This window comes from Labrys sp. E2SS-1L (genome assembly GCF_057073705.1).
This window is the reverse complement of record NZ_CP172712.1, coordinates 145464-159435: the sequence shown is the minus strand read 5'-3', so window position 1 is coordinate 159435 and position 13972 is coordinate 145464. Positions and strand designations below refer to the sequence as shown.

General features: G+C 65.1%; 13 protein-coding genes. 8 read left to right on the top strand and 5 right to left on the bottom strand.

Annotation, left to right across the window (positions count from 1 at the left end; all coding sequences use genetic code 11):
* Positions 1 to 16: 16 nt before the first annotated feature.
* The 4 genes from ACIGJE_RS00730 to ACIGJE_RS00715 all read left to right on the top strand — a co-directional run bounded on the left by ACIGJE_RS00730 (position 17) and on the right by ACIGJE_RS00715 (position 2487).
* Positions 17 to 316, top strand: a complete 300-nt coding sequence (locus ACIGJE_RS00730) for a hypothetical protein (RefSeq protein ID WP_483679086.1) — start codon at positions 17 to 19, stop codon at positions 314 to 316.
* Positions 317 to 319: 3 nt separating this feature from the next.
* The gene (locus ACIGJE_RS00725) at positions 320 to 952 is read left to right on the top strand and encodes a class I SAM-dependent DNA methyltransferase (protein ID WP_483679085.1); all 633 of its coding nucleotides are present in this window, start codon (positions 320 to 322) and stop codon (positions 950 to 952) included.
* A 67-nt stretch (positions 953 to 1019) separates the two neighbouring features.
* Positions 1020 to 1913 (top strand): helix-turn-helix transcriptional regulator, encoded by an 894-nt coding sequence (locus ACIGJE_RS00720; protein ID WP_483679084.1) that lies wholly within the window; start codon positions 1020 to 1022, stop codon positions 1911 to 1913.
* Between the two features lie 34 nt (positions 1914 to 1947).
* A complete protein-coding gene (locus ACIGJE_RS00715) occupies positions 1948 to 2487 on the top strand; it encodes a YbhB/YbcL family Raf kinase inhibitor-like protein (protein ID WP_311935706.1) in 540 nt (179 codons plus the stop codon).
* A 20-nt stretch (positions 2488 to 2507) separates the two neighbouring features.
* Here the strand turns inward: ACIGJE_RS00715 and ACIGJE_RS00710 are convergent, their stop codons facing one another.
* Positions 2508 to 2960 carry a MarR family winged helix-turn-helix transcriptional regulator gene (locus ACIGJE_RS00710; protein WP_415086127.1) on the bottom strand — a complete coding sequence of 151 codons (453 nt, stop codon included), beginning with the start codon at positions 2958 to 2960 and terminating at the stop codon, positions 2508 to 2510.
* A gap of 64 nt (positions 2961 to 3024) precedes the next feature.
* Here ACIGJE_RS00710 and ACIGJE_RS00705 point away from each other — a divergent pair, with 64 nt between their 5' ends.
* Positions 3025 to 3315, top strand: a complete 291-nt coding sequence (locus tag ACIGJE_RS00705) for a DUF1330 domain-containing protein (protein ID WP_311935712.1) — start codon at positions 3025 to 3027, stop codon at positions 3313 to 3315.
* 65 nt (positions 3316 to 3380) lie between these two features.
* On the opposite strand, the gene ACIGJE_RS00700 is transcribed toward ACIGJE_RS00705, so the two are convergent.
* The 3 genes from ACIGJE_RS00700 to nhaA form a co-directional block, all read right to left on the bottom strand.
* Positions 3381 to 4283, bottom strand: coding sequence for a DMT family transporter (locus tag ACIGJE_RS00700; protein WP_415086125.1), 903 nt, complete (start codon positions 4281 to 4283; stop codon positions 3381 to 3383).
* Positions 4284 to 4449: 166 nt separating this feature from the next.
* A complete protein-coding gene (locus tag ACIGJE_RS00695) occupies positions 4450 to 5484 on the bottom strand; it encodes an aspartate-semialdehyde dehydrogenase (RefSeq protein ID WP_311935718.1) in 1035 nt (344 codons plus the stop codon).
* 102 nt (positions 5485 to 5586) lie between these two features.
* The gene (gene nhaA, locus ACIGJE_RS00690) at positions 5587 to 6750 is read right to left on the bottom strand and encodes a Na+/H+ antiporter NhaA (protein WP_415086123.1); all 1164 of its coding nucleotides are present in this window, start codon (positions 6748 to 6750) and stop codon (positions 5587 to 5589) included.
* A gap of 527 nt (positions 6751 to 7277) precedes the next feature.
* Between nhaA and ACIGJE_RS00685 the strand changes: the two genes are divergently transcribed.
* From ACIGJE_RS00685 to ACIGJE_RS00675, 3 genes are all read left to right on the top strand, one after another.
* Complete coding sequence (locus ACIGJE_RS00685) at positions 7278 to 8822, top strand: OpgD/OpgG family glucan biosynthesis protein (protein ID WP_415086121.1); 1545 nt, start codon at positions 7278 to 7280, stop codon at positions 8820 to 8822.
* A 406-nt stretch (positions 8823 to 9228) separates the two neighbouring features.
* Entirely contained in the window at positions 9229 to 12024 is a 2796-nt protein-coding gene (locus tag ACIGJE_RS00680) for a DNA translocase FtsK (protein WP_415086119.1), read from the top strand.
* Positions 12025 to 12289: 265 nt separating this feature from the next.
* A complete protein-coding gene (locus ACIGJE_RS00675; protein ID WP_415086117.1) occupies positions 12290 to 13411 on the top strand; it encodes a DUF4272 domain-containing protein in 1122 nt (373 codons plus the stop codon).
* A 34-nt stretch (positions 13412 to 13445) separates the two neighbouring features.
* Here ACIGJE_RS00675 and ACIGJE_RS00670 read toward each other — a convergent pair whose 3' ends face one another.
* Positions 13446 to 13883, bottom strand: coding sequence for an Lrp/AsnC family transcriptional regulator (locus tag ACIGJE_RS00670; protein WP_415086115.1), 438 nt, complete (start codon positions 13881 to 13883; stop codon positions 13446 to 13448).
* Between the last annotated feature and the right edge of the window lie 89 nt (positions 13884 to 13972).

Genomic DNA, 13972 nt, shown 5'->3' with positions numbered 1-13972 from the left:
CGCTCAAGGACCCCCGATGTTCCGTCTGTGCACACTTTTCGCCCCGCTCGCCATGCTGGGCGCCTGTTCCACCACGCCGCCGAAGGTGGAGATGGTGACGCGCGGGTTGGAGCGGCCCATCGTGGCTTGCCGCACCCAGCAGCATGTCGGCACGCTGCATGCTTCAGGGGAGCAATTCCAGCGCGAGTTCGACAACCACATGGCCGATGGGCGCTGCCGCCGCTTCACGGCCGGGCAGAAGGTGCGCGACCGCACCAAGACCAGCTTCGTCGACCCCGGCAACGGCGTGCGCTACTATATCTACCAGGGCGGCTGATGAATGCCATCCGGGGCGAAACGGCCTGGCGGTAGGGACCCCGCAGACCTGGTCGTCAGCCTTTACGAAGCCCATGCCGATGCCTGGGACGAAATACGGCGTCGGCATTTCCTCGAGGAGGCCTGGTTCGACCGGTTCCTGGCGCTTCTGCCGGCAGTGCAGGCTTCTATCCTCGATATCGGCTGCGGTGCTGGCGAGCCGGTCGCCCGCCATTGCATAGAACGGGGGCATCGGGTGACCGGCCTGGATGCTGCTCCCGCCCTGGTCGGGCTCTGCCAGGCGCGCTTCCCGGGCCACGACTGGCTGGCCGGCGACATGCGAACCTTGGCGCTTGGCCGGACTTTCGACGGCATCATCGCCTGGAACAGCCTCTTCCATCTCCCGCCGGCGGACCAGAGGGGGATGTTCCCGATCTTTCGCCGGCATGCGAATCCGAAGGCGGTGCTGATCTTCACCAGCGGTACCGGGCATGGCGAGGCAGTCGGCACATTTCAGGGCGAGCCGCTCTATCACGGCAGCCTGGATGTGCGGGAATACCGCCACCTGCTGGAGAGCAACGGCTTTGATGTCATCTCCCACGTGATGGAAGATCCCGATTGCGGCGGGGCGACGATTTGGGTCGTCCGGCTTGCCTGAAGGGGTGCCTGCCTTTGGAGGCAGCGTGCCCGGGGCGGTCGTGCTGTCTTGATGCGAGGCGAAGAGGGTGAGCAAAAGCGATATCTCCAGGGGCGATCTGGCCTTGGGCCGGACGATCCGTTCGTGGTCCGGTATCGGCAGTGCGGCGGAGGTGGTGCAGCACGCCTCGCTGCTGTGCCGCAGGCTCGCTTCCGATGGCCCCGGCCTGGTGCTGGTCGAGAGGGGCCGCAAGATCATCCGCAGCGATGGCGTCGAGCTGACGGCCTCCGCCGGCCAGATCGTGCTGGTGCCGGACGGCTGCGATTTCGACGTGATCAACCAGCCGGCATCCGACGGCCCCTATCGCGCCGTCGCCCTGAATTTCGCGCCTGCTCTCTTTCGGGACCTGCGGGTCGCCAATGTTCCGCCCCTGCGCAGGATCGAGGTCCTTGTCGATCCATCCGCAGCGTTCCGGCATGCTTGCGATGTCGCGGCGCGGGCCATCGCGGAACGGGAGACCTTGCCTGAGGCAGTGGCCGCGGCGCGTGTGCGCGAGATCCTGCTTTGGCTGGATGGGTTCGGCTATGGTTTCGAACTGCGCGGCGGCAACGATCTCGTGGCGCGCCTGCGCCGGATGCTGGTGGCCGAGCCGGCTCGTTCCTGGCGTACCGCCCCGGTCGCAGCCTCGATCGGCATGAGCGAGCCGAGCCTGCGCCGCCATCTTGCCGAACGCGGCACCAGCTTCACCAGCCTGCTCATCGATGTCCGCATGACGGCTGCGCTCTATCTGCTGCAATCGACCGACCAGCCGGTTACACGGATTGCCCTCGATGTCGGCTATGACTCCGCCTCCCGTTTTTCTGTGCGGTTCCGCAGTCGCTTTGGTTTTGCACCCAGCGAAATCAGAGGTCATCATCGTGAGTTTGATCGGAACAGCACGGAATTCGAGCTGGATGGCGCTGCCGCGATGCCAACGGGATGACAGGATCGCTTCCCTGAACGAAGGAAGCTCAATCATGAAATACATCCTGGCCAGCGCCGTGGCGCTGGGATTTGCCGCCACCCAGCCCGCCCCGGCCTTTGAACTGGCGAGTGCCGATATTGGCGAGGGAGCTGTACTCGCCAAGGCACAGGTGTCCAACGTCTTCGGCTGTTCGGGCGGAAACGTCTCGCCCGCTTTGAACTGGAAGAACCCGCCCGAAGGCACCAGGAGCTATGCGGTGACGCTCTACGATCCCGATGCGCCGACGGGTTCGGGCTGGTGGCACTGGATCGTGTACGACATTCCGGCCTCGGCGACATCCCTGCCGTCCGGGGCGGGGGACGGCAAGGCGCTGCCAGCGGGAACGGTCCAGGGGCGCAACGATGCCGGCATGCCCGCTTTCATGGGCGCCTGCCCGCCACCCGGCCCAGCCCATCGCTATGTCCTGACGATCACCGCGCTGAAGGTGCCCAAGCTGGATCTGCCTGCCACGGCCAGCGGCGCGATGATCGGTTTCATGATCCGCGCCAATGCCCTGGCCTCGGCCACGATTACCGCGACCTACGGCCAGTAAGGTAGGGGAGTGCGCGGACTCTATGCCCGCGCCGCAGCCTCGGCTAATTCCGCCATTGCCTGTGTTGCCGACCGAAGGCGTTCATCGCCCATATGGCGAGACAGTTTGGTCTTGGCCGATTTCCATACGGGAAATGCCTGTGTGAGGAGGCCGCGCCCGGACTCGGTCAATTCCAGCCGCTTTCCTGCGCGGCCACGGCCACCTTCGGCGCGGACCAGACCTCGTGCCTCCAGGTTCTGAACGTTTCGGCTGAGTGTCGTCGCATCGACTCCGGCGCTGATTGCAAGGTCAACGAGTGTCGCTGCTTCGGACGCTCCAATTCCAACCAGGAGGCTGAATTGCTCGGCCGTCAGCCCGAGCGGCTTGAAGCAGGCGTTGTAATAACGCGTGACCGCCCGGGCGGTCGCGCGAGCCCGAAAGCCCGGACATTCCGCGGCAATGTCCTTGAGAGATTCTGGATCAAGCCTGCTCACGTTGGCACTCTCGACAACCGGGTGGGACCGCAATACTGTATATACATTATTTGGAGATTTTGCCATGGCCGCATATGTGCATGTCAATCTGCGGGTGACAGACCCAGCCAAGCAGGCAGCACTCGCCCCTCGCTTTCAGGCGGCTCTGCAGGAGGCTGGCGGACGGATTCTGCATTTCGGCCGTGTCGCACAGGTGCTTGAGGGCGATGAGACGCCTCTTCCCATGGCCGGCGTGTTCGAGTTTCCGACCCTGGCCCAGGCGCTGGCCTTCTACAATTCCGAAAAGTATGCGCCGATCAAGGCCGAACGCCGAAAAGCCCAGCAAGCGAGGATGTTCGTCGTCGAAGCCGGTTGAAGTGTCCGCGCCCCGGCAGAGGCGGGCAGTTTCGCCGGCTTCCGATTTGATGTGCCGCGAGGAAGCTATCCCTTGTTGGCGACCGCCACGCCGAGTGCCGCGATGGCGAGGCCGGCGATCTGGATGGGGGTGAGGGCTTCGCCGAACATGCCCCAGGCCATCAGGGCGGAGACACCGGGTACCAAATAGAGCAGCGCCGCAACCTGGGCCACCGCGCCGCGCTTGATCAGCACCATCAGGAGCAGGATGGCGCCGATCGACATGCCGAAGACGGACCATGCGAGGCCCGTCCAGGCGGCGACGGAGGCCCAGTCGAAATGGCCGCTCTCGGTCGCGAGGCCGCCGATGACGATCGGCACCATGGCGCCGGCATATTGCACGGCGGTGTTGGTGGCGAGATCGGCGCCGCGCCCGCGCCGCTTCTGCCAGATGGTGCCGAGCGTGATCGCCACCATGCCACCCAGGCAAACGAGCAGTGGAACAAGCGGAATGCCGCCATCCCCGCTCGCGCCGAGCTTGGGAATAAGGGTCAACCCGGCGCCGGCCGCGCCGATGACGATGCCGAGCGCACGCCGGCGCGAGACCTCTTCGCCGAGCAGCGGCCTGGAGAGGAGACCGGTGAGCAGCGGTTGCAGGCCGGCGATGAGCGCCGATATGCCCGAAGGCAGGCCGTGTGAAACGGCCCAGAACACGCCGCCGAGATAGAGGCCATGGATCAGCAGGCCGGCCACGAGCGCATCCAGCCAGGCCCGGCCGTTCTGGGGCCAGGAGGCGCCGCTCCACAACGCATAGACGCCGAGCAGCAACCCCGCCGCCACGAAGCGCAGGCCGAGAAAGGTCAGCGGCTCGGCATGGGGGGCCACCAACCGCGCCGTGACGAAGCCCGTCGACCACAAGGGCACGAACAGGGCCGCCAGCACGGAGGACGGCAGGGCGGGACGGTGAACGGCGGAATCGGCGCTGGACATGGGAGCTCAAAAGCGTTTTCCAGAAAAGCCGATAGACTTTTCGATCAAGAAAACGCGTTGAAATAAAGAGTTAGAGAAGAAGTGCGATTCGGAGAAATTGCACCTTGCTCGAAAAACAAAAGCCGCCGTCCGGTTGCCCGAACGGCGGCTTTCAAACGTCAAAACCTCAGGCCGCCTTCTTCTTGGCCGGAAGCAGCTTGCGGTTGATCAGCACCTCGGCGATCTGGATCGCGTTGAGCGCGGCGCCCTTGCGCAGATTGTCGGAGACAACCCACATGTCCAGGCCGTTCTCCACCGTGATGTCCTCGCGGATGCGGGAGATGTAGGTGGCATCCTCGCCCGAGGCCTCGTAGGGCGTGATGTAGCCGCCGGGCTCGCGCTTGTCGATCACCAGGCAGCCCGGCGCCGAACGCAGGATCTCGCGGGCTTCGTCCGCCGTCACCGGCTTCTCGAATTCGATGTTCACGGCTTCCGAATGGGAGATGAACACCGGCACGCGCACGCAGGTCGCGGTCAGCTTGATCTTGGGGTCGAGGATCTTCTTGGTCTCGGCCACCATCTTCCATTCTTCCTTCGTGTACCCGTCTTCCATGAAGACATCGATATGCGGGATCACGTTGAAAGCGATGCGCTTGGGAAACTTCTTCGGCTCGACCGCGTCGTTGACATAGATGGCCTTGGTCTGGGCGAAGAGTTCGTCGAGACCTTCCTTGCCCGCGCCGGAGACCGACTGGTAGGTGGCGACGACGACGCGCTTGATGCCGAAGCGATCATGCAGCGGCTTCAGCGCCACCACGAGCTGGGCGGTGGAGCAGTTGGGGTTGGCGATGATGTTCTTCTTCGAGAAGCCTGCGACCGCATCGGCGTTCACTTCCGGAACGATCAGCGGTACGTCGGCGTCGTAGCGCCAGGCCGAGGAATTGTCGATGACGACGCAGCCCTGCGCGCCGATCTTCGGCGACCATTCCTTGGATACGTCACCGCCGGCCGACATCAGCGCGATGTCGGTGTCGGAGAAGTCATAAGTGGCCAAGTCCCGCGTTTTCAGCGTTTTGTCGCCATACGAAACTTCCGTGCCCAGGCTGCGGCGCGAAGCCAGAGCAACCACTTCATCGGCGGGGAACGCCCGCTCGGCCAGAATGTTCAGCATCTCGCGGCCCACATTGCCTGTGGCGCCCACGACGGCGACCTTGTAACCCACTGTCTTAAGTCCTTCTCCGTGAATTGTCGGATGTACAACCGTCTCCCATATGGGAGCGGCGCGCTGGAATATCATTGTGCGCCGCCGCATGCAATTGAACGTTTAGTGTTGCGGCTTGGTGGTTCGCAGCAAGATTGCGCCGAATATGGCCGAAAGGATGGAGCCCAGCAGCACGCCGATCTTGGTCTCGTCGAGCAGGTTCGGGGCATTGGCATAGGCAAGGCCGCCGATGAACAGGCTCATGGTGAAGCCGATGCCGCAGAGCAGCGCCACGCCGTAGAGATGGCGCCAGCTGGCATTGGCTGGCAGTTCGGCCCAGTTGGCCCGGATGGCGAGGGCCGCGAAGGCAAAGACGCCGATCTGCTTGCCGACGAACAGGCCGAGCGTCACCCCGAGCGTGACGGGATCGACGAAATTGCCGAGCGACAGGCCGCCGAGGGCGACGCCGGCATTGGCGAAGCCGAAGACCGGCACGATCAGATAGGTTACCCAGGGGTGCAGCCCGTGCTCGAGCTTGTGCAGCGGTGTGTGATCATGCTCGTGCCCGCCCTTGCGGCGCAGCGGGATGGTGAAGGCAAGCGCCACGCCGGCCAGCGTGGCATGTACGCCCGACAGATAGGTCAGGACCCATAACACCGCGCCGAGCGCCAGATAGGCCGGTAGGAAGGTGACGCCGCGCCGGTTCATCACGGAAAGCACCACCAGAACGAGGAAGGCGCCGTTGAGCATCCAGATATTCAGCGAGGCGGTATAGAACAGGGCGATGATCACCACCGCGCCGAGATCGTCGATGATGGCGAGCGCCGTGAGGAAGACTTTCAGCGAGGCCGGCACGCGCGGGCCGAGCAAAGCGAGCACGCCGAGGGCGAAGGCGATGTCGGTGGCCGAGGGAATGGCCCAGCCCTGCAGGGTGCCCTCGGCCCGCCAGTTGACCGCCACGAAGATCAGGGCCGGCACCACCATGCCGCCGATTGCGGCGATGCCCGGCAGGGCCCGGCGCGGCCAGCTCGACAATTGCCCGTCCAGCACCTCGCGCTTGATCTCCAGGCCTACCAGCAGGAAGAACAGCGCCATCAGCCCGTCATTGATCCAGTGCAGCAGGCTGAGGCCGCCGACATAGAGGTGGAGCGTGTGGAAATAGGCTTCGCCGAGCGGGGAATTGGCCACGATCAGGGCGAGCGCTGCCACCGCCATCAGGATGATGCCGCCGGCCGCCTCGGTGGCGAGGAAGCTCCTGAGAAAGGATGGGCGGCCGGTCTGAGACATGAATCGGGGTCCTTGCGGTTGGGGAAACCCGTCTCAGGCTGCGCATTTCCCAGGGATCGTCGGGGTGTCCTGGAAGGGTAGAAAAAACCCGCTGCAATTGACAGCATTTTCGGGAGGTGGCTAAGCGGGCTCGGGCGTGGTGTGCCGGTCTTCAGACCGGCAATTTCCGCTCTGCCTATCCGTGCCGAAGCGCTTGCCGGCGGGGACAATGCCGGCATGAAGACCGGCACACCGCGTGTCCTGCGCCGTCCTGCAAGGTCGGGCGTCCTGGATGGCGCTGGGCCGATCCCTAAAGCGTTTTGTGATTTGATGGAATCACCAAGAATCGCAAAGACGCGTCGAACCAAAGAGTGAGAGCAAAAAAGCGTTCACGCCTGAACGCGCTTTGCTCTAGGGAACAGCACCCCCGCCGCGTCATTTTTGCAACAAAATCCAGCCATTTTGGCAGGGCCCAATTCCCCTAACGTAAAATTGCGGCCGTGAATGCCTTCGCTGGTGTTCCGGCCTTGACATGGGAATGCTTTGACATGGATCTGACCAGACGTGCCGCCCTGCAACTGGCCGGAACGGCCTGTGCGAGCCTGGCGACCGGATGGGGCGGTGCCCTTGCCGCCACGGATGCCTTCGGTCCGGAGATGGTGATCGCGAAGGCGAGGGAGCTGGCGGCCAAGCCCTATGTCGGCCCCGGGGATGCCCTGCCCGAAAGCCTGAGCCAGCTCAGCTATGACGATTTCCGTCGTATCAACTTCCGCACCGACCGTACCTTGCTGCGTGACGGCGGCTCGAATTTCGGCCTGCAGCTCTTCCATCGCGGCAGCATCTTCAAGCATCAGGCCAAGGTGAATCTGGTGGCCGATGGCACCGTCAAGCCGCTGTTCTATTCGCCCGATCTGTTCGATTTCGGCGACAGGGGGCCGCCGCAAGGCCTGCCGACCTCGCTGGGTTTTGCCGGCATACGCCTGCTCTATCCGCTCAATCACAGCGGCAAGATGGACGAGCTCGCCGCCTTCCTGGGCGCCAGCTATTTCCGCTTCCTCGGCAAGGGGCAGCACTACGGCCTCTCCGCGCGCGGGCTTTCGCTCGGCTCGGGCGGGCCGGGCGAGGAGTTTCCCGATTTCGTCGAATTCTGGGTCGAGACGCCGCAGGCCGGCCAGGGCAGCATCGCCGTGCATGCCCTGCTCGACGGCCCTTCCGTCACCGGCGCTTATCGTTTTACTTTCGAGCCCGGCACCGGTGACGATGTCGCAGTGCAGGCCACCCTCTTCGCGCGCAAGGACCTCAAGGAGATGGGCCTGGCACCGCTGACCTCGATGTTCCTCTATGGCGAGAATACCCTCAACCGCCCGCGGGACTTCCGCCCCGAAGTGCATGATTCCGACGGGCTGGCCATCCAGTCCGAGAGCGGGGAATGGCTATGGCGTCCGCTGCGCAACCCCACGCGCAATTCCGTCGCCAATTTCTTTTCCAAGGACATCAAGGGTTTTGGTCTCCTCCAGCGCGACCGTGCCTTCGGCAGTTACCAGGATCTGGAGGCTCTCTACGACAAGCGCCCCGGCTATTGGGTCGAGATGAAGAGCCGGCTCGGGCAGGGGCGCGTGGTGCTGGTGGAACTGCATTCGAATGCCGAGACCGACGACAATGTCGTTGCCACCTGGGTGCCTGACATCCAGCCCAAGGCCGGCAGCGAGACCCAGATTTCCTATGTCATCCATGCCGTTGCCGGTCCGCTGCATCAGGGCGGCCAAGCCTATGCCACGTTCGAAACCCACAATGCCGCCGCCACCACCGCCGGCAAGCCCAGCGTCACCCGCTTCCTGATCGATTTCGTCGGCGACCGTCTGAAGGACGTCGCCCTCGACGTCAGCAAGATCGAGCTGGTGATCTGGGGCTCGAACGGCACGGTCTCGGGCCCTTCCGTGGTGGCCAATCCCGCCATCAACGGGGTGAGGGCGAGCTTCGACGCCGAGCCGCCGCCCGGCGAGGACGTCGATTTGCGAGCCTTCCTGCGCCTGGGCTCGGAGACGCTGACGGAGACCTGGACCTACCGGCTCGACTCGGCCCAGCCGGTGTGAGGGATATCGGAGCGCGGACATCACAGCGACATGCTTGCATGTCGCGATGTCCGCTCTTCCCATCCTGCAACCGCTGCGATTCCAAGAGCGGACTGGAAGTCCGCGCTCCGGATCGCGCCAAATTTACGCCGCATAAACCATCCCGGTAACTTCCGATGAAGCCGAGGCCCATTCCCGGGTGCGCGGACATCTTGTCCGCCTCCAGGAAACGCCCCGCAGGGCCGGAAAACCGCTGAAAATACGGTCAAGCACCCGGAAATTGGCTGTCCCCTGCCATATACCGGCCCTTAACCCGCCTTGCCTAGCGTGAGCCTGAGCTATTGGTGTTGCGTTCCCGTCAGATTTCCGAAAGGACGTCTCGATCCGATCCGGATTGCCGCACCTTGCAACTTTGAGGTTTACGGCAATGCGGACCATGCGACGCGGCTTTGCACAAAGCTACGCTCTTCCCGACGAACTGAAGAGCATGCTGACGCGCAGGCTGAACGAATTGCTCGGCATGGCGCTGATCGGCTTCACGGGCCTGGCCGCCATCGCGCTGGCGACCTGGTCGGTGCAGGATGCCAGCTACAACCATGTCGGCGGCGCCCTGCCGATCCGCAACTGGCTCGGCTTTTCCGGTGCCGTCACCGCCGATTTCCTCACCCAGATGTTCGGCATCGCCTCGATTTCGCTGCTGGCGCCGCTCGCCTTCCTGGGCTGGCGCCTGCTCGCCCACAAGGCCTTCGATTCGCAGCGCATGCGCCTGATCTGCCTCGTCGTGGGCGTTCTCCTGGCGGCTGGCTGCCTGTCGGGCTTGCCGGTCACCGCGCATTGGCCGCTGCCCACGGGCCTGGGTGGCGCGGTCGGCGACTGGGTCTTCTATCTGTTCACGCCGCTGTTCTTCGCCGGCAAGTCGGTGATCGGCCAGGCCGTGCTGACGCTGGCACTTGGTTTCGGTGCCTTTTTCACCCTGGCCATCGCCTCCGGCTTCTTCTTCCAATATCGCGAGGAGGAGCGCCCGGCACCGGAAATGCCGATGCGCATCCGCGGCCAGCCGCGCCGGATGAGCGAGGAGGAGGATGAGGAGGACGAGCGTTCCGCCGTGCTCGGCGCCCTGATGCATTGGGGGCTGATGGCCAAGAGCGCGCTGTTCCGCAAGCGCGTCAAGGTCACGCCGAGCCGGATCGAACGCCAGCGCTATGAGCGCGACGGTCGCGAGCCGCCGATGTACCGGCCCGGCGGCATTTCCGATCTCTTCGCCCGCGTCAAGGCGGCCGCCCACCTCATCGCTCGCCCCGTCTCGGCGCAGGCCGAGCCCGGGCCGGCCCGCCGCGAGCCGGCCTTCACGCCGCGCACCGCTCCGCGCGCAGATGCCCGGCGTCCGCATGAGGCCGTGTCACTCGACGGCCAGGAACTGGACGATCGACTGCCCGAGGCGATCGATCAATATTCCGGCAGCCAGCCGGGCTATCAGCCTTATGACGACGAGGACGAGCTGCCGCCGATGCCGCCGCCGCGCCGGCCGCTGATCAGCGCCGAGGAGGCTGCGCGCCGGGTCGAGCCCGCCATCACGACGACACGGGTGGCCCAGCCGAGCGCGGCGCCGAAGCCGGGCAAGCGTCTCCAGCGCGAGAGCGAGCCGGACTTCCCCTTCGAGCATCGCTACGAGCTGCCGCCGCTTTCGCTGCTGGCGGAACCCCGCAAGCAGAGCGGTGTCGGCGTCTCCCAGGAGGCGCTGGAACAGAATGCCCGCCTGCTCGAAGGGGTGCTGGAGGATTTCGGCGTGCGCGGCGAGATCATCAATGTCCGCCCCGGCCCGGTGGTGACGCTCTATGAACTGGAGCCTGCTGCCGGCATCAAGGCTGCGCGCGTCATCGGCCTTGCCGACGACATCGCCCGCTCGATGTCGGCGCTGTCGGCCCGCGTCGCCGTGGTGCCCGGCCGTAACGTCATCGGCATCGAGCTGCCCAATTCCAAGCGCGAAATGGTGTATTTCCGCGAGCTTCTGGCCTCGGAGGATTTCGAGAAGTCGAAGTTCAAGCTGGCGCTCGCCCTGGGCAAGACCATCGGCGGCGAGCCGGTGATGGCCCAGCTCGAGAAGATGCCGCATCTGCTCGTCGCCGGCACCACCGGCTCGGGCAAGTCGGTCGCCATCAACACCATGATCCTGTCGCTGCTCTACCGGCTGAAGCCGGAGGAGTGCCGCATGATCATGGTCGACCCCAAAATGCTCGAGCTCTCCATCTATGACGGCATCCCGCATCTGCTGGCGCCCGTCGTCACCGACATGAAGAAGGTGGTGCTCGCGCTCAAATGGGCCGTGCGCGAGATGGAAGAGCGCTACAAGAAGATGGCCAAGCTCGGCGTGCGCAATATCGACGGCTACAACCAGCGTGCCGCCGAGGCGATGGCCAAGGGCGAGACGGTGTTGCGCACCGTGCAGACCGGCTTCGACAAGGAAACCGGCCAGGCCCTCTACGAGCAGGAGGAGATGGACCTCTCGCCGGTGCCCTACATCGTCATCATCGTCGACGAAATGGCCGACCTGATGATCCAGGAAGGCAAGAACGTCGAAGGGCCGATCCAGCGCCTGGCCCAGATGGCGCGCGCCGCCGGCATCCATCTGATCATGGCGACGCAACGTCCCTCGGTCGACGTCATCACCGGCACGATCAAGGCCAACTTCCCCACCCGCATCTCCTTCCAGCTCACCACCAAGATCGACAGCCGCACCATCCTGGGCGAGCAGGGCGCCGAGCAGCTCCTCGGCCAGGGCGACATGCTGCACATGGCCGGCGGCGGGCGCATCTCGCGCGTGCATGGGCCCTTCGTCTCCGACGAGGAGGTGGAGAAGGTGGTCACCCATCTCAAGGCCCAGGGCCGGCCCGACTATCTCGACGCCATCACCGCCGACGAGGACGAGGGCGGCGACGACGAGGCCGCCGACGGTGCGGTGTTCGACAAGACCGCGATGGGCTCCGAAGACGGCGGCGACCTCTACGACCAGGCGCTCAAGGTGGTGATGCGCGACAAGAAGTGCTCGACTTCCTACATCCAGCGCCGCCTGCAGATCGGCTACAACCGCGCCGCCTCGCTTGTGGAGCGCATGGAAAAGGAAGGCATCGTCGGCCCGGCCAACCACGCCGGCAAGCGCGAGATCCTGGTCTACAGCCGCGACGTGCGGAACGGCGAGGAGGAGAGCCAGGAGGACGAGGAGTAGGGGAGGGGCGCACGGGCATCCTGCCCCTTCTTGGAAGCGGCGCATTGGGGATAATGGAAGAACGGGCAGGATGCCCGTGCGCCCGGCGCCGCCGCCAGCTCGGCTCTTGATGGCGATAAGCCTGCCCCGGATAATCCATGCGCGCCTGTATCCCCGGAAACCTCCACACAGTACTGCCGCCTGATCCAGCTTGACCTCGGCCCATAGTCCTGCTGCCGTAGCGGTATGAGGCGGGCCACGGCGGCCTGTGCAGGGGGAGGCGGCATTGGGCATTCTTTCGCGGATTTTCGGGCGGGGCGCGGCAAAGCCTGCCGTCGAAGCGCAAAGGGGCGAGGTGGAGGGGGACGATGAATCCTGGCTCGTCAACGCCTATGCCACCTTGCGGGAAGTGCTGCCGCTCGACTTCCCGCACCGGCTGATCAACCGGCGCGATCTGTCGGATCCCGAGATGGCGGGGCATCTCGAAGGCTTTGCCGGCTATGTCATGGGCCGGGGTGATGGCCGGATGACCGCGCAGCGTTATCATCTGTGGCGCCACATCCAGCGCGTGCGCAACCAGGCGAGCTTTACCGTCGCCGACGAGGATTTGCCGGCGATGGGGGCCTGGGCACGCCGGGCCAATGCCGTGCTGTTCTTTCCGGACGGTTCGGTGCGCGATGCCGACATGAATGCCTTGATCACCGCGGACGGCAGCACGGATACCGCCGCCGCCTTGCCCTATCCGCCGGACGCCTTGGAGCGGCGGACGCGCACGCTTGCAGCGCTGGAAGGTTTCACTCCGAAGCCGCTGGCCAGCATGCCCCCGTCGCTCGGCATCGGGGAAGTCGAGCTGCGGCCGGCGGGCGAGGTGCTGGCTCGGGCGCTCGGCCTGATCTGCGTGGCGACTCAGGGCGAGTCGATGGGCAAGGGAGACGGCAGCCTCCTGACGAAATTGCGCGAGCGCAATCCGGCCGGCATTGCCGCGCTGACCCCCAGAGAGCAGGCTTTCATGCTGGCCGAAGCGCCGGACAGCCAGACCACCGTTGCCATGGGCTGGCGTTACGAGGCAGTCAATATTCTGGCTTGGGCGCTTTCGATCGACGGCATCGAACCCGGGCCGGCGGACAGGATCGTTGACGCCGGAACCCTTACTTTGGCCATGCTGAAGAGCGCCCAGGACAAGGACCTGCCCGCACGTGTCAGCCTGCGGCCGGCTGCCGAGATTCTCGATGCCCTCGATCTTGCCTGGCGCCAGCACTGGATTGTCAGGCAGGCTCGGCAGAATGGCACCGAGCCGGTGGGCCTCGACGGCGGCGTGGTGATGGAGCGCCATTTCGCCCTCAACTGGCTGACCGGCTTCCACAACCCGCCCGGCACGCTTTGGGACGATACGGATACGCCGAGCTGAAAGTGATGATGCCCGTGCCTTCTCGAAAACGCCGTCACCCCATCCTGTCGATATCCCGCCGCAGCACGATGGCGGTGGTGAGGTCGTCGACATCCTCGAGCAGGGCGACGCTGTCGCGGATGGTATTGAGGCGGCCGATCGAGGGGGCCTCGACCTCGACCACGAGGTCGAGCTGGCCGCCGATCGAGGAGACCCGCCGCACTTCGGGATAGGCGGCAAGCTGGTCCAGCACGCGGGGCGCGGGCGTGCGCACCAGATTGATCATCAGGAAGGCGCCGACCGCGCCGTCTTCCAGCGTGCCGATATCGGCGCGGTAGCCGCGGATGATGCCGGCTTTTTCCAGCATCAGCACGCGCTCGCTGGTGGCGCTGCGCGACAATCCGATGCGGCCCGCCAGAGTTTTCAGCGGAATCTTGGCATCGCGCGTCAGGATGCTGAGAATGGCGCGGTCTTTGTCGTCGAGGTCCTTCATCGCCGCCCTTCTTAGCCGCCGACGAATTGCCGGTCAAAGCCGGCAAACGTCCGGCCGGACCGGCCGATAAACGGATGCCCCGGCGCACG